This is a genomic window from Shinella sp. M31 (assembly GCF_049199205.1).
GTDB lineage: Bacteria > Pseudomonadota > Alphaproteobacteria > Rhizobiales > Rhizobiaceae > Shinella.
The window spans coordinates 15830-38361 of record NZ_JBLZPH010000054.1 but is presented as its reverse complement, the minus strand read 5'-3'; the positions used below and the strand labels follow the sequence as shown (position 1 = coordinate 38361).

The following is a 22532-nucleotide window of genomic DNA, read 5'->3' as shown; positions in this document are numbered from 1 at the left end:
AAGCGCCGGGCGATCTGCCAGGCATAGGGACCGGCGCCCTTCATGCGCTTGCCGAATTCGGCATCGTAATCCTTGCCGTCGCGCATCGAGCGCACCAGCGACATGACGTGGCGGTAGCGGTCGGGATAGTTGCGCAAAAGCCATTCGCGGAAGAGCGGGCTCACCTCCAGCGGCAGGCGCAGCAAGACGTAGCTCGCCTCCAGCGCCCCGGCCGCCTTGCCCGAATCGAGCACCCGCTCGATCTCGTGGTCGTTGAGGCCGGGAATGATCGGCGCCATCATGATCGCGGCCGGGATGCCGGCCTCGGACAGCGCACGGATCGCCTCCAGACGGCGCGTCGGGGTCGCGGCACGCGGTTCCATGGTGCGGGCGAGCTTGCGGTCGAGCGTCGTGACGGACAGGCCGACCCAGGCAAGGCCGCGGGCGGCCATGCGCGAGAGGATGTCGATGTCGCGCATGACGAGCGCCGACTTGGTGACGATGGAGACCGGGTGGTTCGCCTTGTCGAGCACCTCAAGGATCTGGCGCATGATCCGCCATTCCTTCTCGATCGGCTGGTAGGGATCCGTATTGGTGCCGATGGCGATGACGCGCGGCTTGTAGCCGGGCTTGGAAAGCTCGCGCTCCAGAAGTTTCGGCGCATCGGGCTTGGCAAACAGCTTCGCCTCGAAATCGAGACCGGCCGAAAGGCCCATGAAGGCATGCGTCGGCCGGGCGAAGCAATAGATGCAGCCGTGCTCGCAGCCGCGATAGGGATTGATCGACCGGTCGAAGGGAATGTCGGGCGATTCGTTGCGCGTGATGATCGTGCGCGGCTTTTCAACCTGCACATCCGTGCGGAAGGGCGGCAGCTCCTCGAGCGTCTGCCAGCCGTCGTCGAAGCCTTCCCGCGTCACCGGCTCGAAGCGGCCTGTGAAATTCAGCCCGGCGCCGCGGCCGCGCCGACGGTCCCCATCGATGCGCATGCCTGTTTCAGCCAGCAGCGCTTCGGCAACGTCTTTCGTGTGGCCGGGCGCCAGCGCGCCCTGCCTGAGGCTCACAAGATCGTTCATGGCTGTCTCCGGGGAGCGTTCGACTCCGGTTCAATGACTATATTCCTATCGCCGGAATGAGAACAATGCAAGAACAAAATTCCGTTTCGCTGCTAACCATGGCCAAAGGTCGGCTTGGCCGGGCGATGGAAATTCATGCTGCAATGCGATATTGAAGGATATGCTGACGATCATCATGGAATGTCGGGACAACGAGGCGGAACTGGCGCAGACCCTTTCGGCGCTCGTCTTGGGCGCCGTCGAAGGCGTGGTGCGCGATGTGATCGTGCTCGATCATGGCTCGCGTGACGGCTCCTCCAGGGTGGCGGACGCGGCCGGATGCCGCTTCCTTACCGACTGGGACATGAAGGATCTGGTGGGCTCGGCGAGGGGTGATTGGCTGCTGCTCCTGGAGCCCGGCGCGCGACCGCTTGCGGGCTGGGTGGATGCCGTGATCGACCATGTCGCGATCAACGGCAATCCGGCGCGCTTCCTGGGATCACGCAGCCACCGCCGGCCGTTCTTCCAGCGGTTGGGCCGCCGTATGGCGCCCCTGGAGCACGGTTATCTCGTCAGCAAGCGCCAGGCTTCTGCGGCGGCGCGCTCGGGCATGACGCTTGCGGATCTGGCAAAGGGCACCGGTGTGCAGACCCTCGTTGCCGAGATCGTGCCGGCCTGGGCGGTGAAAGCCCTTCGGGCCAGCATATCGACCTGAAGCCTTGTCCGATGCCGAAGCGGGATCCCTTCGGCATCGGATAATGCGGTTAGAACTAATTCTTAGAGCAGGAAGTCGCCGACCACCAGGCTGCTGGCGCCCCGCACCTCGATCTGGAAATCGGCCCGCCCGTCGCCATTGATGTCGCCGGAGACGATGCCGCCTACGAAGCGCACTTCGCCGGCCGTGTTGGAGAAGGCGTGGTTGCCGAGGAAGCTGAAGGCCTGGTTGCCGCCCGTGCCGGTATTGGCGTCGATATCGCGCAGGTCGATCTTGTCGCCCTGGCCATGGTTGAAGTCGAGGATGACATCGCGGCGGGCGCCGGCGACCGTTTCCGCGACGGCATTGAAATCGAAGCGGTCCGCGCCGGCATCGCCCTGCAGAAGGTCCATGCCGCGGCCGCCGACGAGAACGTCGTTGTTGGCGCGACCGGCAAGGCTGTCGTCGCCGTTGAGACCCTTCAGCCTGTTGGCGGCACCCGAGCCGAAGATGGCATCGGCGGCATTGGTGCCCTCGGCATTCTCGATGCTGACGAGGATTTCGAAACGGTTGGCGCCGGTCTGCGCGAAACCCTGCTGCAGGTCGATGCCGACGCCGGTACCGCCAAGCACGCTGTCGTCGTCGCGGGGCAGGTAGCTGATCGAATCGACGCCCGCGCCGCCGTTGAAGGTGTTCTGCTGGCCGACGGAGAAGAAGCTGTCATTACCGTTCTCGCCGAAATAGTTGCTCTTGAAGGTGCTGACGGCAATCGTGTCGTTGCCGTCGCCGGCCCTGACGGTATCGGCCTGCTCGTTGGAGAAGGAGCCGAAACCCGTGCCGACATAGGTGTCGTTGCCTGCGCCGAGCAGGATGACGTTGCCGTCTTCCTTGGCATTGACGACGCTGTCATTGCCGGCGCCGGCATCGACGAAGTTCCGTCCGCCGAAATCGTCGGAACGATCAAGGATGATCGTGTCGTCGCCGCCGAGCGTGCGAAGGGTGACCTCGGTGTTGTTGATGTTACTGCCCTGGACGAAGCGGTCTGCGCCGTTGGTTCCGGTAAACGTTGCCATGTCTCTCTCCATTGCTCTCTATGATGAGAACATACGGGAGGGCAGGGCGGCGCTCAGTGTCCTATGGAACAGGTCAGCCGGTAGAGCGCTTCAGGTGCTCGTCGAGGCGCGGCATGATTTCCACGAAGTTGCAGGGCATGTGGCGGTAGTCGAGCTGCGCTTTCAGGATGCCGTCCCAGGCGTCCTTGCAAGCGCCGGGCGAGCCCGGCAGCACGAAGATGAAGGTGGCATTGGTGACGCCGCCCGTCGCGCGCGACTGGATCGTCGAGGTGCCGATCTTGTCGTAGGAAATGCGGTGGAACACCTCGGAAAAGCCGTCCATGCGCTTTTCGAAGATCGGCTCCAGCGCTTCCGGCGTCACATCGCGGCCGGTAAAGCCCGTGCCGCCTGTCGTGATCACCACGTCGATGGTCTCGTCGCGGGTCCAGGCCTCCACCTGCGCGCGGATGGCGGCCACATCGTCCTTGACGATGGCGCGGGCGGCAAGCCGATGGCCGGCCTCCGCGATGCGGGCAACGAGCGTGTCGCCGGAGCGGTCGTCGGCAAGGACGCGCGTGTCGGATACGGTGAGCACGGCAATGCCGACGGGAAGGAAGGGCCGCGTCTCGTCAAGCTTCGCCATGGGGCGCTCCTATGCCAGCGTCGTGGTGGCGGTGAAAAACCAGTGCGGGTGTTTTTGCGAAAGCGCCGCCGCCGCCGCTTCCGCCGTTTCCATGGCGTTGTATAGCGCAAAGCAGGTCGCGCCGGAACCGGACATGCGCACCAAGCGCGTTTCGGTCGCGGTCATCGCATCGGCGATCCTCGAAATCTCGGGGCACAGCTGCCGGGCCGGCGGCTCGAGATCGTTGCGCAGCCGGGCAATGACGGCGGGCCAGTCCTGCTGTTGCGCCTCCAGGAGCAGCGGCGGATTTTGCCGGGAAGCGAGCGCCTTGAAGACGGTGGGCGTCGAGACGCCGACCAGCGGATTGCCGAGCACCACGGGTATTGCGGGTAGGGCAACGGGCGTGATGTCCTCGCCGATGCCGCGGGCGATCAGCGGATGGCCGGCGAGGCACATCGGTACGTCGGCGCCGAGGCCGACGGAGAGGGCGTGCAGGACATCCTGCGGAACGCGCGCCTGCCACAGCAGGACAAGGCCGCGCAGCGTCGCTGCCGCATCCGCCGAGCCGCCGCCGATGCCGGAGGCGATGGGCAGGTTCTTTTCGAGATGGATATGGACGGGTGGAGCCGGTTGTCCCTGCTCGACAAGGGCTTCACGCAGCCGGTCGCGGGCGCGGGTTACGAGGTTGTCGCCATCGGCATCCAGCGCCGCGCCGAAGTGGCCGGAAATCGTGAAACGGTCTTCCGTCGCCGGAGAAAAGCCGAGGCGGTCGCCGAATTCGGTGAAGGTGACGAGACTGTCGAGCAGGTGATAGCCGTCCTCGCGCCGGCCGACGACATGCAGCGCGAGATTGATCTTTGCCGCCGCCTGTTCGACGACGGCAAAGCCTGAAATGCTGTCCGGCACCGGCATGCGGTCAGGACTTGCGGTCGACCGCCGTGCTCTCGGGCGTCGAGTTCTGCACCGGCTTCTCGTCCTTGGCTTCGGCCGAAGCGGGCTCGGTCTTTTTGAGCTCCGGCAGGCCGTTTTCGACCTTCAGCTTGATCTTCGGGATTTCGGCCTCTTCCGGCTTCAGGCCGAGCGCGCGGTTCCACTGGAAGGTCGCCTCCAGCTTGCGGCCGACGCGCCAATAGGCATCGCCGAGATGGTCGTTGATCGTGGGATCGCCGGCCTTCAGCTCGGCCGCGCGCTCCAGTTCGGCCACCGCATCGTCGAAACGGCCGAGGCGGAAATAGGCCCAGCCGAGCGAATCGACGATATAGCCGTCATCGGGCTTCAGGCTCACGGCCTTGCGGATCATGTCCAGGCCCTCGTCGAGGTTCCGGTTCATATCGACCCAGGAATAGCCGAGATAGTTCAGCACCTGCGGCTGGTCCGGATTGAGTTCCAGCGCCTTGCGGAAGTTCGGCTCGGCCTTGTCCCATTCCTTCAGGCGCTCATGGGCGATGGCGCGCTGGAAGAAGATGCTCCAGTGGTTGCGCTGCGGCACGGCGCCGATGACATCGGCCGCTTTGTCGTAGAGCGCGGCCATCGCCTTGTAGTCCTTGGCGTCGGATAGCACGCTGCCGAGTGCCAGATAGCTGCGCAGGTCGGACGGATCGGTGTCGATCAGTTCCTGCAGGTGCTTCTTGGCTTCGGGCACCTTGCCGGTATCGGCGAGATTCAGGCCGAGCTGCAATTCGGAAATGCGGCGCATCGGCGATTTTTCCGGCACGGCGCGGTAATATTCGATGGCGAGCTCGGGCTTCTTCTGGTTTTCGGCGAGGCCGCCGAGCAGCACCAGCATGTCGTCGCTGTCGGGATCGAGCGCACGGGCCGTCTGGAGATAGAGCGAGACGATGTCCTCGGCGCCGTCGCGGTTCAGCGCGCCGCCGATGGAGAAGAGCACCGCGGCGGCACCCTGGGCTGCGGTGCGGACCTGCTGTTCCTGCTTCTCGCCCGCTTCGATGCTCTGGCGCAGCGCCTTCAGCGGCGCATAGCTGGTGATGAAGTTGTCGCCGACGGACACCGCGTCGAGCGCCTTCTGCTTGTTGCCGTCACGCGCTTCAAGGCGGGCAAGCGCCATCACAGCGCGCAGGAACGTATCCGGAGCGGCACTGGCGCCGTTGCGGTCGAGGATCGCCTCGTTTAGCCGCGCCCGCGCCGTCGCCTTGTCACCGGCGGCGGCGGCAAGCGCGCCGGCATGGTAGTTCTTGAAGATGGCGAGCCATTCCGGGCCCTGCATACCCGAGATCAGCTTGAGCGCGTCCTTCGGCTTGCCGTCGCCGAACTTCGCCCAGGCGACGAGCAGGTCGTTCATCATCTTGTCGAGATCGTTCGGACCCTTGTAGGCAAGGATCTTCTCGGCCGACTTGTATTCCCGCTTGCGGATCGCTTCCATGCCGCGCACCACGGCGGTGATGCGCTCGACGGCCGGGTCGTTCTTGAGGGCATCGGCGAGTTTCACGCCTTCCTCGAAGTCGCCGTTCATCAGCTGCGTCACCATCAGGCGCTGCTTGACGTCGGCATTGGTGGCGTCGAACTGCAGCGCGATCTTGTAGAGCGCGACGGCCGTCTCATAGTCCTTGTCGAAATCCGCCGTGCGGGCGGCGAGGAAGGCGCCCGAGAAGGTGTTGACGCTCAACGGGTCGAACGGCGTTTCCTCCGCGGCGGCCACGGCGGGCTTTTCTTCCGCGAAGGCCGCGAGGGGACCGGTCAGCATGACGCTGGCCGCGAGCGCGACGCCGGAAAGGAGCCGGAGGAGAAGGGAATGCCGCATCAAAATGCCTTTCGCCAGCAGGTATGAAAGAAGCCCCGGAAACCACGCATGACAAATCATGCCACGATGGCGCCCAAATCAGGCAAGGACTCATGACGGCAGAGAATGGCTTTTTTGGCGCGGTGCGGCAAGAAAATCCTGCCGCCCGCTTTTGGTTCTATGGGATCAGCTGACGCGCGAGATGCAGAAGTCGATGACTTCGAGCAGCGCGTCCTTCCACGGCGAGGCCGGAAGCGGCGCCAGCGCGTCGCGGGCGATCATGCCGTAATGCTGCGCGCGGGCGATGGTGTCGGTCAGGCCGTTGTAGCGCGAGATGAGCGCGAAGGCGCGCTCGAGATTGGCGTCGTCGCTCTTGCCGCCTTCGATAGCCTCGCGCCAGAAGGCGCGGTCCTCGGCCGTGCCGCGCCGCCAGGCGAGGATGACTGGCAGGGTGATCTTGCCTTCGCGGAAATCGTCGCCGGTGTTCTTGCCGAGATCGGCCGCCTTGCCGCCATAGTCCAGCGCATCGTCGACGAGCTGGAAGGCGAGGCCGAGATTCATGCCGTAGGATTTCAGCGCGTTGCGCTCGGCCTTGCTGGTGTTGGAGACGATCGGGCCGACTTCGGCGGCGGCGGCGAAGAGTGCCGCCGTCTTGGCGCGGATGACCTGGAGATAGTCGTCCTCGGTCGTCTCCATGTTCTTGGCGACGGAGAGCTGGAGCACTTCGCCCTCGGCGATCACGGTCGCGGCGGTCGAGAGCACATCCAGCGCTTCGAGAGAGCCGACCTCGACCATCATCTTGAAGGCCTGGCCGAGCAGGAAATCGCCGACCAGCACGCTCGCCTGGTTGCCCCAGATCATGCGGGCGGTGGATTTGCCACGGCGCAGATCGCTTTCGTCCACCACGTCGTCATGCAGCAAAGTTGCCGTGTGCATGAATTCGACGCTGGTCGCGAGCTTGATGTGATGGTCGCCGTCATAGCCGAACATCGAGGCGGAGGCGAGCGTCAGCATCGGGCGCAGGCGTTTTCCCCCCGAGGAGATCAGGTGGTTGGCGACCTCCGGGATCATCTGCACGTCGGAACCGGCTTTCGACAGGATCAGCTGGTTCACCCGCTCCATGTCGGCCTTGGTCAGGTCCACCAGCGGCTTCACCGATGCCTGTTTGTTTTTGCCTTCTTCAAGCGGTATCACGACGCCCAAATGCCCGGACTCCTGTTCATTTTTGTTGAAAGACAATAGAAAGCGGGGCTTGCTGCGGCAAGAGGCGAATTGTCCCGCCTCCCTAATTATGGCTGGAAAACGACCGGAATGATCGAACTGATCCGCACCAACGACGCCGTCCTGCTCTCCTTTGCGGAAAGCCTGATGAAAGAAGCGGGCATCCACTGCCTTATCGCCGACGAGGGCATGAGCATCCTGGAGGGCTCGCTCGGCATGCTGCCGCGCCGCTTCCTCGTCGAGATCGACCGCGAGACCGAAGCGCGGCGCATCCTCAAGGATGCCGGGTTGGAAGCGGAGCTGCGCGCGTGAGCGAAACGGCGCAGAAGCCCGTCACCGAAACCGTCGACGCCTTCCACTACGGCCGCTTCCATCTGGTGCAGCCGAAGGGCATCGGCCACCGCTCGGGCATGGATGCCATGCTGCTGGCGGCGCTCGTCGCCGGCGATGGCCCGATGCGCGTCGCCGATCTCGGCGCGGGCGCGGGCGCTGCCGGCCTCGCCGTCGCCGCACGCATCGAAAAGGCCGAGGTCCTGCTCGTCGAGCGCTCGCCGCTGATGGCCGGTTTCGCCCGCAAGACGCTGGCGCTCCCATCGAATGCCGCCTTCGCGCCGCGTGTCGCGGTACTGGAAGCCGATGTCGGCCTTTCCGGCAAGGCGCGCCTCGAAGCAGGCTTGGCGGACGACGCCTACGACCACGTTATCATGAACCCGCCCTTCAACGACCGCATCGACAGCCGCACGCCCGATGCCCTGAAGGCCGAGGCGCATGCCATGGAGCACGACCTCTTCGAGCACTGGATCAAGACGGCCGGCGCCATCCTGAAACCCGGCGGCCAGCTCTCGCTGATCGCCCGCCCGCAATCGATCGCCGAGATCATCGCCGCCTGCGGCCGCCGTTTCGGCGGCATCGAGATCACCGCGCTGCACGCCCGTGACGGCGAACCGGCCCTGCGCATCCTCGTCACCGCCATCAAGGGCTCGCGCACCAAGCTTGCCTTGCGCATGCCCCTCGTCATGCACGAACCCGGCCGCCACGACTTCACCCCCTTCGTCAACGATTTGAACAACGGCCTTGCCGCCTACAGGCGTCTGCCGCGTTGACAATGGCTCCGCAATGGAGGACCCTGTATTACAAATGACGGGGTTTTCCATGGAAAAACAAAGAGACCTTTCCGATCCCATCACCTTGCGCCTGCCGAATGACGTGCTTGACGCGATAGAGACCGTTGCGCGTATCTCCAGCCGGTCGCGCAGTTGGGTCATGGTACGGGCGATGAAGGCCTATCTCGCCGCCGAGGGGCGCGACATTCTCGACCTCGACGCGGCCCGGCGGGCCGCAGCGGAGGAGGGAACGACGGAGCTCGACGACCTTCTTGCCGATCTCGACCGGACGCGTCCTGGCGACGCCGCCTGATGCGGAGGGTGCTCCTCGCGCCGCCGGCCAGAACGTTCGTCGAACAGGAAATGCGTTACCTGCGCGACCGCAATCCCGCAGCCGCCACGACGTTTCGTGCAAGTCTCTCCCGGTTAGGCAAGCAGCTGGCGCGTTTCCCGCAATCGGGCTTTTTGCGCGAAGATATCCCTTTGAGCGGCATCTATCGTATCGTTTTTGGCGATTATCGTGCCGACTATGAACTTGTGGCAGATGCGGTGCTGATTCTGATCGTGCGCCATGGGCGTCAGGCCGAACCCGGCCTGCCAGTTGATGACGATACGGATTACGAAGCGCCCTGACCTTGTGTTTTCTCCGCTCGTGCATACATCAGCCGGGCAATTCAACTGGAGACGACACGCACGATGGCCGGATTTTTGAAGACGCTGGTGCCGAAGAGATTCCGGAAAGAGGGCGTGGCGATCCCGGTTGTCAGGTTGCATGGCGCGATCATGGCGGGCGGCAGCCAGTTCCGGCCGGCGCTCAATCTCGCGACGGCGTCGGCCGCGCTGGAAAAGGCGTTTTCCTACAAAGATGCGCCGGCTGTCGCCATCTCCATCAATTCGCCCGGCGGGTCGCCGGTGCAATCGCGGCTGATTTTTCAGCGCATCCGGGACCTTGCCGAGGAAAAGCGCAAGCGCGTCTTCGTCTTCGTCGAGGATGTCGCAGCCTCCGGCGGCTACATGATCGCGCTGGCGGGCGACGAGATCTTTGCCGATCCGACCTCCATCGTCGGCTCGATCGGCGTCGTCTCCGGCGGTTTCGGCTTCCCGGAAATGCTGAAGAAGATCGGCGTCGAGCGCCGCGTTTATACGGCCGGCACCAACAAGGCGATCCTCGATCCGTTCCAGCCGGAAAAGGAGCATGAGATCGACTATCTCAAGTCGCTCCAGCTCGAAATCCACCAGGTCTTCATCGACATGGTCAAGACGCGCCGCGCCGGCAAGCTGGCTGACAACCAGGACCTGTTCTCCGGCCTGTTCTGGACCGGCGTTCGCGGTCTGTCGCTCGGCCTGATCGACGGCCTTGGCGACATGCGCTCCGAACTGAAGAGGCGCTATGGCGAAAAGACCCGCCTGGAACTCGTCTCCGCGCCAAAAGGGCTGTTTGGTCGCAAGGCGCCGGGTGTCGGGGGGCTTTCCGACGACGTGGCGGGGCGTATAAGCTCGGCCGGCGTTGCGGCTGTTGCCGATCTCGCGGAAGAAAAAGCGCTGTGGGGCCGTTTCGGGCTCTCCGGCTAAAACAAGTTAGTTGGGGGAGGGGCGATGGCCCAGATCATCTTTCTGCTTCTGGTCGTCGGCCTTGCCTGGTTCGGCTATCGCAAATTCGTGGCCGATGCCGAGCGGCTCTCCCGGTTGCGCAAGCGTGCCGAAGAGGAACGCCAGACCGGCGCGACGGGCACGCTCGTCAAGGATCCGAAAACCGGCGAGTACCGCTTGCGCCGCGACGACGAGTAGTTTCGGCACGATCCGTGCCGTTGCGGGAACCTGCAAAGACCGGCTCCGTGCCGGCCCGGTACATTAACCAAACCCCGTAAGGTTAATGCCGGATTTACACTGCCGCATCCCAGGGTTTTGCTTGCTCCCGCGCGCAGGAAGGCCGATTTAACGGCAAAGGTCGCATGAAGCGGCCCGTATTGTGCGTGCAGTGAACGGAGTAAACCATGGCCTCGCTCGATCTCGACCGGATCCGCACCATCGTCGTGACCGGTGGGGCTGGCTTCCTCGGCTCGCATATCGTCGACGATCTCCTGCATCACTGCCCGAATGCCCGCATCCGCGTGCTCGACAGCTTCACCTATGCCGCCGACATGGCGCATCTCGATGCGGCCTTCCGTTCCGGCCGCGTGACGCTGCAGGAGGGCGATGTCGGCAATCTCGATCTCGTCACCGAAGTCCTGAAGGACGCCGACCTCGTCGTGCATGCCGCCGGCGAAAGCCATGTCGAGCGTGCCTTTTCCGTACCGGAACGTTTCACGCTGGCGAACGCGCTCGGCACCCAGGTGCTGGTGGAGGCGATGGGCCGCCGCCGGGTGCCGCTGATGATCCATATCAGCTCCGCCGAAGTTTATGGCACCGGCACGGGCGGCAATGGCGCGCCGGTCGGCGAGCTGGCGCCGCTCCTGCCCGACAATCCGCACGGCGCCTCCAAGGCCGCCGCCGAAATGCTGATTGCCGGTCTCACCCGCTCCTTCGGCGTCGATATCCGTGTGCTGCGCCCGGTCAATGTCGTCGGCACGCGCCAGAACACCGAAAAGCTCCTGCCACGCTTCCTGGAGCTTGCCGCCGTTGGCCGCCCGCTGCCGGTGCATGGCGACGGCGCGCAGATGCGCGCCTTCGTCACCATGGCGGATTTCTGCGCGGCGCTGCGCGCGGTCGTGACCAGAGGTGCGGAAAACGCCACCTACAATGTCGCCGGCGATGAGCTCTTCGATATCCTGACGGTCGCCCGCATGGTGCTCGATGCCGTGCAGGAGCCGGTCTCCGGCGTCAATTTCGTGACCGGCCGCCCGGACAATGTCAGCCGCCCGCCGCTCGACACCCGCGCCCTGAAGGCGCTCGGTTGGCAGGCGAAGGGCACGCTCCGCCGCGAGCTGCCGGCCCTTGCGGCCTGGTACGGCGCGCGCATTCCGCAGGCCCTGCGCCGGCAGATTCGCGATGTGCCGGATCTTGCGCCGCAGCGCGTGCAGGCTGTCACGCAGGCGGCGGGGTCCAGCCTGTTCCGCTCGCTCGAACGGCACTGAGGGGGCGCGGGCATCTGCCCGAAACGCTTGACCCCCCGGCCGCATCGTGGCACCAGTCCGCCAGCTTTTCAAAGAATGCCCGGATCGACGCCGATGACCTCTGCCCTGCCTGATCACATGAACCCGACCCGCTCCTTCCAGGGGCTGATCCTGACGCTGCATAACTATTGGGCGGACAAGGGTTGCGCGGTTCTCCAGCCCTATGACATGGAAGTCGGCGCCGGCACGTTCCACCCGGCGACCACGCTGCGCGCGCTTGGCCCCAAGCCGTGGCGCGCGGCCTATGTGCAGCCCTCGCGCCGCCCGTCGGACGGCCGCTACGGCGAAAACCCCAACCGTCTTCAGCACTATTACCAGTATCAGGTCATCCTGAAGCCGAACCCGTCGAACCTGCAGGAACTCTATCTCGGCTCGCTCGCTGCCATCGGGCTTGATCCGCTGCTGCATGACGTGCGCTTTGTCGAAGATGATTGGGAAAGCCCGACGCTCGGCGCCTGGGGGCTGGGCTGGGAATGCTGGTGCGACGGCATGGAAGTCTCGCAGTTCACCTATTTCCAGCAGGTCTGCGGCATCGAATGCGCGCCGGTCGCCGGCGAGCTGACCTATGGTCTGGAACGCCTCGCCATGTATGTGCAGGGCGTCGACAACGTTTACGACCTGAACTTCAACGGCCGCGAGGGCGACGAGAAGATCACCTATGGCGACGTCTTTCTGCAGGCCGAGCAGGAATATTCCCGCCACAACTTCGAATTCGCCGATACCGCCATGCTGCACCGCCACTTCATCGATGCGGAGAAGGAGTGCATCGCGCTGCTCGCCGCCGGTGCGCCGGGCGACGCCGACAATCAGCGCCTGCACAAATGCGTGCTGCCGGCCTATGACCAGTGCATCAAGGCGTCCCACGTCTTCAACCTGCTCGACGCGCGCGGCGTGATCTCCGTCACCGAGCGCCAGAGCTATATCCTGCGCGTGCGCACGCTGGCCAAGGCCTGCGGCGAAGCCTTCCTGCTGACCGATGCCGGCGGCGTGAACTGGGCCAAGGACGCCGCCTGAATATCTGGCCGATGTGTCGCCTCTCAATGCAAAAAGCCATCCGGATCGGATGGCTTTTTCGTTTGCGTCGGAAAACCTCAAGCCTGCGACGAGACCTTCACGCCGAGTTCCCAGACGGGCTTCAGGGTGGGGAAGGCGCCGGTGGGAAGCTGGCCGGCATAGGTCTGGAGAGCCCGGCGTACACCCGTGGGACGGTCGACCGAAGCGCCCGTCGTGTAGGCGAAGAACAGGGCGGTGAAACCGAGGACGTTGAGGGTGAGGGCGAGGGCTTTCATGGCGGTGGCTTCAAGGTTCGTGTTGGCGATGAAGCGACTATCGGCCAAAGCGCGTCCGCGCGCGGTTCCCGCGGTGACAGGTCCCGAGCGTGTCGATGCTTATTGATGCAGGGACTGCCGGCGCCGGGCCCGAAAGGGCTTTCCTGCCGCGCGGCGAGTGCTAAGTTTCAGCAAGAGAACAGAGGAGTGGAGAACCCCATGATCGGTCTGGCAATTGCGGCGGTGGTCGTCATCTACGCCATCATCATCTACAACGGCCTTGTGCGTGCGCGTCAGGTCAAGGAAGAGGCCTGGTCGGGCATCGACGTGCAGCTGAAGCGCCGCGCCGACCTCATCCCCAACCTGCTCGAAACCGTGAAGGGCTACGCCGCGCACGAAAAGGAGACGCTGGAAAAGGTGGTGGAACTGCGCAACCGCGCCCAGGCCGTTCCGGCGGGCGACGTTGCCGGCCGCGCGGCCGCAGAGGGCCTGCTGAGCCAGGCGCTCGGCCGCATCTTCGCGCTTGCCGAAGCCTATCCGGATCTCAAGGCCAACGAGAATTTCGCCGAATTGCAGCAGACGCTGGAGACCACCGAAGGCGAAATCCAGATGTCGCGGCGCTACTACAACGGTGCGGCGCGCGATCTCAACGTCAAGGTCGAGAGCTTCCCGTCGAACCTCGTGGCGAACATCTTCAAATTCGCCAAGGCGCCCTATTTCGAGATCGACAACCCGGCCGACCGCGCCGTGCCGACCGTGAAATTCTGATCCCGGAGCGTTTTATGACGCGGATTGCTGCTTTCCTGACCCTGTGCTTTTTCGTCCTCGCCGGGGCTGCGGCGCGGGCGGAAGAATTTTTCGACCGCTACGACTCCGATATCAAGGTGGCGAAAAACGGCACCCTGACGGTGACGGAGGTAATCCGCGTCCATGCCGAGGGCAACCAGATCCGGCGCGGCATCTATCGCGATTTCCCGCTCACCTTCGCAGATGTCGATGGCCGGGAACGGCATGTCGGCTTCAAGATCCTGAGCGTCGAGCGCGACGGTAACCCCGAGCCCTATCATACGGAAAGCATCCGCCGCGGCGTGCGCATCTATTTCGGCTCTGCCGATGTGCTGCTCGATCCCGGCTACCACGATTATCGCCTGATTTACGAGACGACGCGGCAGATCCGCTTCTTCGATAGCCATGACGAACTGTTCTGGAACGTCACCGGCACGGAATGGGCCTTCCCGATCCGCCAGGCGACCGCGACCGTCACCCTGCCGGAAGGCGTGAAGGCGGAGGAACTGACCTATTTCACCGGCCCGCTCGGCGCGACGGACAAGAACGCGCGGGCGCAAGACCGCGGCAACCAAGCCACGTTCGAGACCACCCGTCCGCTCGGCGCCATGGAAGGGCTGACGATCGGCGTGAAGATGCCGGCCGGCAGCATCACCAAGCCGACAGCGGCGGAGGAACGCCTGCTGTTCCTTCAGGATAACAGAAGCCTCTTCCTCGCCTTCGGCGGCTTGATCCTCGTCGTCGGTTACTATCTCTGGGCCTGGCTCTCCGTCGGCCGCGATCCGCCGGCCGGCGTCGTCGTGCCGCGCTGGGATGCGCCGGAGGGCCTGTCGCCGGCACTCGTCAACTATATCGACGAGAAGGGATTTGGCGGGCAGGGCTGGACGGCAATATCGGCCTCCTTCCTCAACCTCGCGGTGAAGGGGCTGGTCGAGCTCAAGGACCTCAAGAACTCCATCACGGTCACCCGCACGGCCAAGCCCATCGAGGGGCCCCTGCCGACGGGGGAGGCGACGCTGATGTCGTCATTGCGCGCCGAGGGTAGCCTCTTCGTCATCGAAAAATCCAACGGCAAGCGCGTGCAGACGCTCGGCAAGGATTTCCGCGAGGCGATGGAGCGGGAGCATCGCCGCAAATATTATCTCGCCAACTGGCCGCAGGCGATCGGCGGCGTGCTGCTGTCGCTCGTCTGCCTGGCGGCGTTGCTCATCTTCGGTTCGCTGCCGGAAGAAGGGATCGCGCTGGTCATCGTTCCCATCTTCGCTTCGGTCTTCATCTCGATCTTCGCCGTGGCGCTCGGCCAGAACCTGCGGCAGGCGCGCTCGCTCGGCGCGCGCATCTTCGCGGTCGCCATCATCGCCTTCGTCGGCTTCGTCTTCCTCACGGTGTTCGGCGGCCTTGCCATCGGCTTCTTCGCAACGGGCGCGGCAAACGGCCATCTGCCAATGCTCGCCGCGCTCTGCGGCATCCTCGTCACCAATCTCGTGTTCTTCTTCCTGATGGGTGCGCCGACGCCGCTCGGCCGCAGGATGATGGATGGCATCGAGGGCCTGCGGCAATATCTGACGCTGGCCGAAAAGGACCGCATGAACATGGCCGGCGCGCCGGACATGTCGCCCAGCCATTTCGAGAAGCTTCTGCCCTATGCCGTGGCGCTCGGCGTGGAAAAGCCCTGGGCCGAGACCTTCGACGGCTGGCTGCTGGCGGCGGCCGCGGCCGGTGCGGCGGCGAGCTACCACCCCGCCTGGTATCACGGCGACGGTTTCTCCTCCGGCAGCTTCTCCGATCGCATGGGCGGTTTTGCCGGCTCCATGGCGAGCACCATGACATCCTCGCTGCCCGATCCGCCGAAAAGCTCCTCATCCGGCTTCTCCTCCGGCGGTGGCTCCTCCGGTGGCGGTGGAGGCGGTGGCGGCGGGGGCGGTTGGTGACTTTTCGGCATTGAGCGGATGACATTTGCGCCGGGGCTTGCTAAGTCCCCGGCCAGTTGAAAAATCAGATGTTTGTGAACGCCCATGCCCGATCTTCTGCTTGAACTCCGCTCCGAGGAAATTCCCGCCCGCATGCAGCGCAAGGCGGCAGGCGACCTGAAGAAGCTTCTGACCGATGCGTTGGTCGAGGCGGGCTTGACCTATGAGGGCGCGCGCGAATACTGGACGCCGCGCCGGCTCACGCTCGACATCCGCGGCCTCAACGCCCGCTCAAGCGATGTGCGCGAGGATATCAAGGGACCGGCGACCTCTGCACCCGAGCAGGCGATCCAGGGCTTTCTGCGCAAGGCCGGCCTCACCTCGATTTCCGAGGCGCATGTTCATTCGGATCCGAAGAAGGGTGATTTCTACGTCGCCCATGTCGTCAAGCCCGGCCGCCCGGCAGACGAGATCGTTGCCGGCGTGATGCCCGGCATCATCAGGAACTTCCCCTGGCCGAAGCCGATGCGCTCCGGCGCCGGCTCCGCCAAGCCCGGCTCGCTGCAATGGGTGCGACCGCTGCAATCGATCGTCTGCACCTTCGGCTCGGAAACCGAGGAGACGCGCGTCGTGCCCTTCGAGGTCGGCGGCATCGTCGCCGGCAACGTCACCTATGGCCATCGCTTCCATGCGCCCGAGGCCATCACCGTGCGTCGCTTCGAGGACTATGTCTCGAACCTCGAAAAGGCCAAGGTCGTGCTTGATGCCGAGCGCCGCAAGCAGATCATCGCGACGGATGCCGCCAACATCGCCTTCGCCAACGGCCTGGAACTCGTCGAGGACGAGGGCCTGCTGGAAGAAGTCTCCGGCCTCGTCGAATGGCCGCAGGTGCTGATGGGCACCTTCGAGGAAGAGTTTCTGGCGATCCCCTCGGAAATCATCCGCCTCACCATCAAGACGAACCAGAAATGCTTCGTCACCCGCAGGCCGGGCGCCGAAACGCTCTCCAACCACTTCATCCTCGTCTCCAATATCGAGGCGAAGGACGGCGGCAAGGAGATCGTGCACGGCAACGGCAAGGTCGTGCGCGCCCGCCTGTCGGACGCCAAACACTTCTGGCTGCGTGACCAGGGCAACCTGCCCGATCTCGAAACGCTTGAAGCCTCAGCCGCGAAATTCAACCTCGATCTCGCCAAGCCGCTCGACCAGCGCATGGCCAAGCTCGATGCGCTAAACGTGACGTTCCACGCCAAGCTCGGCACGCAGGGCGCGCGCGTCGAGCGCATCCGCATGCTCGCCGCCGAACTCGCGCCCGTTGTCGGTGTCGATCCTGTTCTCGTCGACCGCGCCGTGGTCCTCGCCAAGGCGGACCTGCGCACCGAAGCTGTCGGCGAATTCCCGGAACTGCAGGGCATCATGGGCCGCAAATATGCGGTGCTGCAGGGCGAGGATGCCGCCGTCGCCGAAGCCATCGAAGACCACTACAAGCCGCAAGGTCCGTCCGACCGCGTTCCGTCCGGCAAGGTCGGCCTCACCGTGGCGCTTGCCGACAAGCTCGACACGCTGATCGGCTTCTGGGCCATCGACGAAAAGCCGACCGGCTCCAAGGATCCCTATGCGCTGCGCCGCGCGGCACTCGGCGTTATCCGCATGCTGCTTGAGAAGAACGTGCGCCTGCCGCTCGCTTCGGCGGCAAAGGACCCGGATCTCGTCGCCTTCTTCCACGACCGCCTCAAGGTCTATCTGCGCGACATGGGCGCGCGCCACGATCTCATCGACGCCGTGCTGACGCCCGAGGCCGACGATCTCCTGATGGTCGCCCGCCGCGTCGAGGCGCTGACGGCCTTCATCACCTCGGAAGAGGGTCAGAACCTGCTCGCCGGCACCAAGCGCGCCACGCAGCTTCTCGCCGCCGAGGAGAAGAAGGGCACCGTCGTCGATGGCGCTGTTTCGCCGGCCCTCCTGCTGCTCGATGCGGAAAAGGCGCTGTACGCCGCCGTGGAAAGCGCCTCAAAGGATGCGGCCGCCGCCGTCGCCAAGGAAGATTTCCGTTCGGCCATGGAAGCGCTCTCGACGCTGCGCGCCCCGGTCGATCAGTTCTTCACCGATGTGCTCGTCAACGACGAGGACCCGGCGATCCGCGCCAACCGTCTGGCGCTGCTGGCCGCCATCCGTTCGGCCACCGGCACAGTTGCGGATTTTTCCAAGATCTCGGGGTAAGGGAAGGGCGCTGATGGCCGGGAAAATCCTCATCAGCGCTTGCCTTGCCGGTCTGCCGGTGCGTTACAACGGCTCGGCCAAGCCGCTGCTGCACGATGCTGTCGAGCGCTGGAAGGCGGAGGGGCGGCTGGTGACGCTCTGTCCGGAGCTGGCAGGTGGTTTCCAAGTGCCGCGCCCGCCGGCGGAAATCGAAAACGGTCTCGATGGCGACGACGTGCTCGACGGGCGCGCGCGGGTTGTGGAAATCTCGGGCGGGGATGTCTCGGCGGCCTATATCGACGGCGCGCGCATCGCGCTCGATGTGGCGCATGAGAATGGTTGCCGCCATGCGCTGCTCATCGATGGCAGCCCGTCCTGCGGTTCCAGCTTCGTCTATGACGGCTCGTTTTCCGGGCTGAAACATGCGGGGCAGGGGGTGACGGCAGCGTTTCTGCGCCGCAACGGCATCGCCGTCTATTCCGACCGTGAGGTCGACCAGCTCGTGGATGCGATCGGCTGACGCGAATACGCCCCTGCTTGAGGTCAGGGGCGCACCGTCCGCTTGCGCGGAATCCTGTCAGTCTGGAGGGACCGAGAGGCAGGGTCCCGTTAATATGGGGTCAGTTGACCCGCAATTCAAACCCTGCCGGATCAAACTCCTGTGAGGGGGCGATCGCCGCCGTCTTCGCATCGCGTGCTGCACCGCCGTCGAGCGCGCTCGTCTTGGCGGTGGCATCCACCGCAATCGTGGTGTCTTCCGCCGGGGCTGCGGCATCGGCAGCCTGCACCGTCTCGGCCGGCGCCTTGCTGACGAACAGCACCGGCGAGCCGCCCATCCAGGCCTCGGTGCGGTAGATCTTGCGCTCGCCATTGGCTTCGCGGATCTCGACCTTCTGCGTGCCGGGGTCGATGGCGTCGACGTGATAGGTGCTCGCTTCGCGCTTCGGCTTCAGCGCGGGGCAATCCGCGCAGCTGACGGTCTCGATGCTTCCGCCCGTCGTCGTGCCGCTGACGGGCTCGAAGGAGCCGGCAAAAGCGGGGGCGGCGGCAAGCAACACGGCAAAGGTCAGCAGGGTGCGCATCAAAGGGTCTCCCTCATAGTTGAGAGGACAATAGCGCCCGCCGGTTACGGTCCCGTCAGGGGAAATGGTAAACTTTGAACTACCGGGCGTTTTGCGCCCGGCCGCGTCAGGCTTGTTCGCGGGCGACGGCGCGCCAGCCGATGTCGCGCCGGCAGAAGCCGTTGTCCCATTCGACCTTGTCGAGCACCTGGTAGGCCGCAGCCTGGGCTTTGGCAACCGTCGGCGCCACGGCCGTGACATTGAGCACGCGCCCGCCGGTCGCCACCAGCTGTCCATCCTTCAGTGCTGTGCCGGCATGGAACACCTTCGTCGCGGCATCATCGGCAGGAATGGACCGGATCGGCGTGTTCTTCTCGTAGGCGGCCGGATAGCCCTTGGAGGCCATGACGACCGTCAGCGCCGGGGCGTCGCGCCAGTCGGCCGAAACCTTGTTCAGTCGGCCGATCGCCGCCGCATGCAGGATCGGCAGGAGGTCGCTGTCGAGCCGCATCATCAGCACCTGGCATTCCGGATCGCCGAAACGCACATTGTATTCGATGAGCTCGGGGCCCTTGGCGGTGATCATCAGACCTGCGAAGAGCACGCCCTGGAAGGGATGGCCATCGGCTGCCATGCCGCGGATCGTCGGCTCGATGATCTCCTTCATCGTGCGCGCGACCATCTCTTCTGTCATGACGGGTGCAGGCGAATAGGCGCCCATGCCGCCGGTGTTCGGGCCGGTGTCGCCGTCGCCGACGCGCTTGTGGTCCTGGGCCGAGGCGAGCGGCAGGGCGTTCACGCCGTCGCACAGACAGAAGAAGCTCGCCTCCTCGCCATCGAGGAAGGCCTCGACCACGACTTCCGCGCCGGCTGCGCCGAAAGCGCCGTCGAAGCAGTCGTCGACGGCGGCCAGCGCCTCGTCGAGCGTCATCGCCACGGTCACGCCCTTGCCGGCGGCAAGCCCGTCGGCCTTGATGACGATCGGCGCCCCCTCAGCCTGAATATAGGCCTTGGCGGACGCGGCATCGGTAAAGCGCTGGTAGGCGCCGGTAGGGATGTCGTATTTCGCGCAGAGATCCTTGGTGAAGCCCTTGGAGCCCTCGAGCTGGGCGGCGGCGGCGGAAGGGCCGAACACGGCGATGCCGGCCGCGCGCAACACATCGGCGATGCCGGCGACCAGCGGCGCTTCCGGCCCGACGACGACAAAGCCGACGCCGTTTTCCTTGCAGAAGGACACGACGGCGGCATGGTCATCGATATCGAGGGAGACGAGCGTCGCGCATTCCGCGATGCCGGGATTGCCGGGGGCCGCATAGAGCGTATCGAGGAGCGGGGACTGCGCCAGCTTCCAGGCGAGTGCATGCTCGCGTCCGCCTGATCCGATCAACAGAACCTTCATGCCCTTACCCTCGATCCGTCCTTGGTTGTGAGGGCGGGTTAAGGGCAAAGCGGCGAAAGATCAAGGCCTGCGGGTCGTCAGAGGGTGGCTGCGCCCTTTTCCTCCACGCTGCGGCCGAGGTTTTCCAATTCGGTGTCGATCAGGTGCACGTCCTCGTACCAGCCGTCGTCTTCCACCATGGCGCTTTCGGTGGCGGCGCGCTGGAGGGCGCGGGCTTCGGTGCGCAGCTTTTCCAGCTTTGCGATCTTTTCTTGGCGCGAAAGGCCGGCGTCGCTGCGGATCGCGTTGAGTTTCAGTTCCATCGTGCTGACGGTCATCGGAAATCTCCTTCTGTCGCCGGCAAAACGCCGGCCGGCCCGAATCGTTCCGGCAGGCCGCCCTTGGGGATGGTTAGCGAAACGGTAATGAAACGCGGCTATTCCTAATGAAATCGAAGGTTTCGGCGGCCCGCGGCGGGTCTGCCGGCAAAGCGAGGACTGTGTTTTGCGTATCCGTATCCCGACCGCAATGACTGCGGCCGCCCTCATTCTTGCGCCCGTTTCCGCCTTGGCCGGCGACGGCGAATATTTCTGGTCCGGTGACTGGTATCTGAAGGTCGGCGCCGCCGGGTTCGCCGCGCCGCGCTATCAGGGCGCCAAGTCCTATCTGTTCCAAGTTTCGCCGATGATCTCGCTCGGCAAGGCCGGCAGCACGGTGCGCTTCTCCTCGCGCAACGACAATCCGTCCTTCGCGCTCATCGACAATGGCGGCTTCCGCGCCGGTGCCACCGGCAAGCTGGTCATGCCGCGCGACGAGGACGATTCCGAGGATCTCAAGGGCCTGACGCCGGTCAAGCTCGGCGGTGAACTCGGCGCCTTCGCCGAGGCCTATCCGACCGACTGGCTGCGCGTGCGCGGCGAAGTGCGCCACGGCATCCGCAGCCACCACGGTGTCGTCGCCGATCTCTCGGCCGATGCTTTCGTCGATGTCCGTCCGGACGTGCGCATTTCCGCCGGCCCGCGCATGACGCTCGCCTCGAAGGACTATATGAACGCCTATTATGGCGTGAAGCCCGGCCAGACCGCCGAGTCCGGCCTTGCCGCCTACAATCCGAACGGCGGTGTTGAATCCGTCGGTGCGGGCGCGGCGATCACCTGGCAGGTCAACGAGAAGATCGAGACCAGCGCATTCGCCGAATACAAGCGCCTCGTCGGCCCAGCTGCGGATTCGAGCCTCGTCAAGCAGCGCGGCGATCGCGATCAGTTCCTGATCGGCCTTTCGGCGACCTATCGCTTCGATTTCACGTTGCGGTAAAGCGCTGCGGCCTCGTGGCGGCTTGACCCCGGTCAAGCCGCTTGCGATCAAGGCTGCATGATGAGCCAGACACCCGATTCAAGTCACCCCGATTCAGGCCGTGTAGCGGACGCCCCCTCGCAGAACTGGGTTTACCGCGTGCTGCCGCGCGGTCTCTGGCCCTATGCGCAGCTTGCCCGCTGGGACCGGCCGATCGGCTGGCAGCTGCTGTTGCTGCCCTGCTTCTGGTCGGCGGCGCTGGCGGCCAATGTGGCGGCATCCGCCGGCACGTTCAGCGGCGGACGCCTCGTCTGGCATCTCCTCCTGTTCTTCATCGGCTCCGTGGCTATGCGCGGCGCCGGCTGCACCTACAACGACCTCGTCGATCACGAGATCGACAACGCGGTGGCGCGCACCCGCTCGCGCCCGCTGCCGTCGGGCCGCGTCACGCGCAGGCAGGCGAAGATCTTCATGGTGCTGCAGGCGCTGGCCGGTCTCCTCGTGCTCCTGCAGTTCAACACCTTCTCGATGGTGCTCGGCGTCGCCTCGCTTGCCATCGTCGCGATCTATCCCTTCGCCAAGCGCTTTACCGACTGGCCGCAATTCTTCCTCGGCATGGCCTTTTCCTGGGGTGCGCTGATGGGCTGGGCAACCGAGTTCGGCACGCTTTCGGCAGCCCCCGTCGCGCTCTACATCGCCGCCATCGCCTGGACGATCGGCTATGACACGATCTACGCCCATCAGGACAAGGAAGACGATGCGCTGATCGGCGTGCGCTCGACCGCGCGCCTGTTCGGCGAGAAGACCGCGCAGTGGCTGATGGGCCTTTACGGCCTGACGGTCGCGATGATCGCGGTCGCCTTCTGGCTGGCCGGTGTGGGGCTTGTCGCGTGGCTTGGGCTTGCCGTCGTGGCGCTGCTGCTCGCCCGCCAGATCGGCTCGTTGGAAATCGACGACCCCGAACAGTGCCTGGCGCTGTTCAAGTTCAACGGGGTCGTCGGTCTGATCCTGTTCGTCGGGCTGATCGCCGCGCTACCCTTCGCGTAAGCCTATCCGGCCGAAGC

25 protein-coding genes are annotated in these 22532 nt (G+C 64.9%); 15 read left to right on the top strand and 10 right to left on the bottom strand.

Features of this window, described 5'->3' with window-relative positions; all coding sequences use genetic code 11:
* Positions 1–1052, bottom strand: a 1052-nt coding sequence (locus tag ACOZKU_RS08525; protein ID WP_421578511.1) for a PA0069 family radical SAM protein, incomplete at its 3' end; no start/stop codon positions are given.
* Positions 1053–1212: 160 nt separating this feature from the next.
* Between ACOZKU_RS08525 and ACOZKU_RS08520 the strand changes: the two genes are divergently transcribed.
* Positions 1213–1746, top strand: coding sequence for a glycosyl transferase (locus tag ACOZKU_RS08520; RefSeq protein ID WP_421578510.1), 534 nt, complete (start codon positions 1213–1215; stop codon positions 1744–1746).
* Positions 1747–1808: 62 nt separating this feature from the next.
* Here the strand turns inward: ACOZKU_RS08520 and ACOZKU_RS08515 are convergent, their stop codons facing one another.
* The 5 genes from ACOZKU_RS08515 to ACOZKU_RS08495 form a co-directional block, all read right to left on the bottom strand.
* Positions 1809–2798: a calcium-binding protein gene (locus tag ACOZKU_RS08515; protein WP_421578509.1), complete on the bottom strand. Its 990-nt coding sequence runs from the start codon at positions 2796–2798 to the stop codon at positions 1809–1811.
* A 73-nt stretch (positions 2799–2871) separates the two neighbouring features.
* Positions 2872–3420, bottom strand: a complete 549-nt coding sequence (gene moaB, locus ACOZKU_RS08510) for a molybdenum cofactor biosynthesis protein B (RefSeq protein WP_421578508.1) — start codon at positions 3418–3420, stop codon at positions 2872–2874.
* A 9-nt stretch (positions 3421–3429) separates the two neighbouring features.
* Positions 3430–4311, bottom strand: coding sequence for a 4-(cytidine 5'-diphospho)-2-C-methyl-D-erythritol kinase (locus ACOZKU_RS08505; protein ID WP_421578507.1), 882 nt, complete (start codon positions 4309–4311; stop codon positions 3430–3432).
* Positions 4312–4315: 4 nt separating this feature from the next.
* Positions 4316–6157: a tetratricopeptide repeat protein gene (locus ACOZKU_RS08500; RefSeq protein WP_314087178.1), complete on the bottom strand. Its 1842-nt coding sequence runs from the start codon at positions 6155–6157 to the stop codon at positions 4316–4318.
* Positions 6158–6322: 165 nt separating this feature from the next.
* A complete protein-coding gene (locus ACOZKU_RS08495) occupies positions 6323–7339 on the bottom strand; it encodes a polyprenyl synthetase family protein (protein WP_117369655.1) in 1017 nt (338 codons plus the stop codon).
* A 108-nt stretch (positions 7340–7447) separates the two neighbouring features.
* Here ACOZKU_RS08495 and ACOZKU_RS08490 point away from each other — a divergent pair, with 108 nt between their 5' ends.
* From ACOZKU_RS08490 to ACOZKU_RS08455, 8 genes are all read left to right on the top strand, one after another.
* Positions 7448–7669, top strand: coding sequence for a DUF2007 domain-containing protein (locus ACOZKU_RS08490; protein WP_117368670.1), 222 nt, complete (start codon positions 7448–7450; stop codon positions 7667–7669).
* Positions 7666–8460, top strand: coding sequence for a tRNA1(Val) (adenine(37)-N6)-methyltransferase (locus ACOZKU_RS08485; RefSeq protein ID WP_421578506.1), 795 nt, complete (start codon positions 7666–7668; stop codon positions 8458–8460). Before ACOZKU_RS08490 ends, ACOZKU_RS08485 begins: the two co-directional genes overlap by 4 nt.
* A gap of 49 nt (positions 8461–8509) precedes the next feature.
* Positions 8510–8773, top strand: coding sequence for a CopG family ribbon-helix-helix protein (locus ACOZKU_RS08480; protein ID WP_421578505.1), 264 nt, complete (start codon positions 8510–8512; stop codon positions 8771–8773).
* The gene (locus ACOZKU_RS08475) at positions 8773–9093 is read left to right on the top strand and encodes a type II toxin-antitoxin system RelE/ParE family toxin (protein WP_421578504.1); all 321 of its coding nucleotides are present in this window, start codon (positions 8773–8775) and stop codon (positions 9091–9093) included. The genes ACOZKU_RS08480 and ACOZKU_RS08475 overlap by 1 nt, the downstream gene beginning before the upstream one ends.
* Positions 9094–9156: 63 nt before the next feature.
* Positions 9157–10032: a S49 family peptidase gene (locus tag ACOZKU_RS08470; protein WP_421578503.1), complete on the top strand. Its 876-nt coding sequence runs from the start codon at positions 9157–9159 to the stop codon at positions 10030–10032.
* 24 nt (positions 10033–10056) lie between these two features.
* Positions 10057–10248: a hypothetical protein gene (locus ACOZKU_RS08465; protein ID WP_117368677.1), complete on the top strand. Its 192-nt coding sequence runs from the start codon at positions 10057–10059 to the stop codon at positions 10246–10248.
* A 206-nt stretch (positions 10249–10454) separates the two neighbouring features.
* Positions 10455–11534 carry a dTDP-glucose 4,6-dehydratase gene (locus tag ACOZKU_RS08460; RefSeq protein ID WP_421578502.1) on the top strand — a complete coding sequence of 360 codons (1080 nt, stop codon included), beginning with the start codon at positions 10455–10457 and terminating at the stop codon, positions 11532–11534.
* Between the two features lie 93 nt (positions 11535–11627).
* Complete coding sequence (locus ACOZKU_RS08455) at positions 11628–12587, top strand: glycine--tRNA ligase subunit alpha (protein WP_421578501.1); 960 nt, start codon at positions 11628–11630, stop codon at positions 12585–12587.
* A 77-nt stretch (positions 12588–12664) separates the two neighbouring features.
* Here ACOZKU_RS08455 and ACOZKU_RS08450 read toward each other — a convergent pair whose 3' ends face one another.
* Positions 12665–12910, bottom strand: a complete 246-nt coding sequence (locus tag ACOZKU_RS08450; protein ID WP_314087194.1) for a hypothetical protein — start codon at positions 12908–12910, stop codon at positions 12665–12667.
* Between the two features lie 150 nt (positions 12911–13060).
* On the opposite strand from ACOZKU_RS08450, the gene ACOZKU_RS08445 reads away from it, so the two are divergent.
* The 4 genes from ACOZKU_RS08445 to ACOZKU_RS08430 all read left to right on the top strand — a co-directional run bounded on the left by ACOZKU_RS08445 (position 13061) and on the right by ACOZKU_RS08430 (position 18256).
* The gene (locus tag ACOZKU_RS08445) at positions 13061–13609 is read left to right on the top strand and encodes a LemA family protein (protein WP_421578500.1); all 549 of its coding nucleotides are present in this window, start codon (positions 13061–13063) and stop codon (positions 13607–13609) included.
* A 14-nt stretch (positions 13610–13623) separates the two neighbouring features.
* Positions 13624–15558, top strand: a complete 1935-nt coding sequence (locus ACOZKU_RS08440; protein ID WP_421578499.1) for a DUF2207 domain-containing protein — start codon at positions 13624–13626, stop codon at positions 15556–15558.
* A gap of 84 nt (positions 15559–15642) precedes the next feature.
* The gene (gene glyS / locus ACOZKU_RS08435; RefSeq protein ID WP_421578498.1) at positions 15643–17757 is read left to right on the top strand and encodes a glycine--tRNA ligase subunit beta; all 2115 of its coding nucleotides are present in this window, start codon (positions 15643–15645) and stop codon (positions 17755–17757) included.
* Between the two features lie 13 nt (positions 17758–17770).
* The gene (locus ACOZKU_RS08430; RefSeq protein ID WP_421578497.1) at positions 17771–18256 is read left to right on the top strand and encodes a DUF523 domain-containing protein; all 486 of its coding nucleotides are present in this window, start codon (positions 17771–17773) and stop codon (positions 18254–18256) included.
* Between the two features lie 100 nt (positions 18257–18356).
* Here the strand turns inward: ACOZKU_RS08430 and ACOZKU_RS08425 are convergent, their stop codons facing one another.
* From ACOZKU_RS08425 to ACOZKU_RS08415, 3 genes are all read right to left on the bottom strand, one after another.
* Positions 18357–18818, bottom strand: coding sequence for a plant virulence effector HPE1-like domain-containing protein (locus ACOZKU_RS08425; RefSeq protein WP_421578496.1), 462 nt, complete (start codon positions 18816–18818; stop codon positions 18357–18359).
* 106 nt (positions 18819–18924) lie between these two features.
* Positions 18925–20196: a phosphoribosylamine--glycine ligase gene (gene purD / locus ACOZKU_RS08420; protein WP_421578495.1), complete on the bottom strand. Its 1272-nt coding sequence runs from the start codon at positions 20194–20196 to the stop codon at positions 18925–18927.
* 77 nt (positions 20197–20273) lie between these two features.
* Positions 20274–20513 carry a hypothetical protein gene (locus tag ACOZKU_RS08415; RefSeq protein WP_421578494.1) on the bottom strand — a complete coding sequence of 80 codons (240 nt, stop codon included), beginning with the start codon at positions 20511–20513 and terminating at the stop codon, positions 20274–20276.
* Positions 20514–20679: 166 nt separating this feature from the next.
* Here ACOZKU_RS08415 and ACOZKU_RS08410 point away from each other — a divergent pair, with 166 nt between their 5' ends.
* Positions 20680–21489: a MipA/OmpV family protein gene (locus ACOZKU_RS08410; protein WP_421578493.1), complete on the top strand. Its 810-nt coding sequence runs from the start codon at positions 20680–20682 to the stop codon at positions 21487–21489.
* A 60-nt stretch (positions 21490–21549) separates the two neighbouring features.
* Complete coding sequence (gene ubiA, locus ACOZKU_RS08405) at positions 21550–22515, top strand: 4-hydroxybenzoate octaprenyltransferase (RefSeq protein ID WP_421578492.1); 966 nt, start codon at positions 21550–21552, stop codon at positions 22513–22515.
* Positions 22516–22532: the final 17 nt, after the last annotated feature.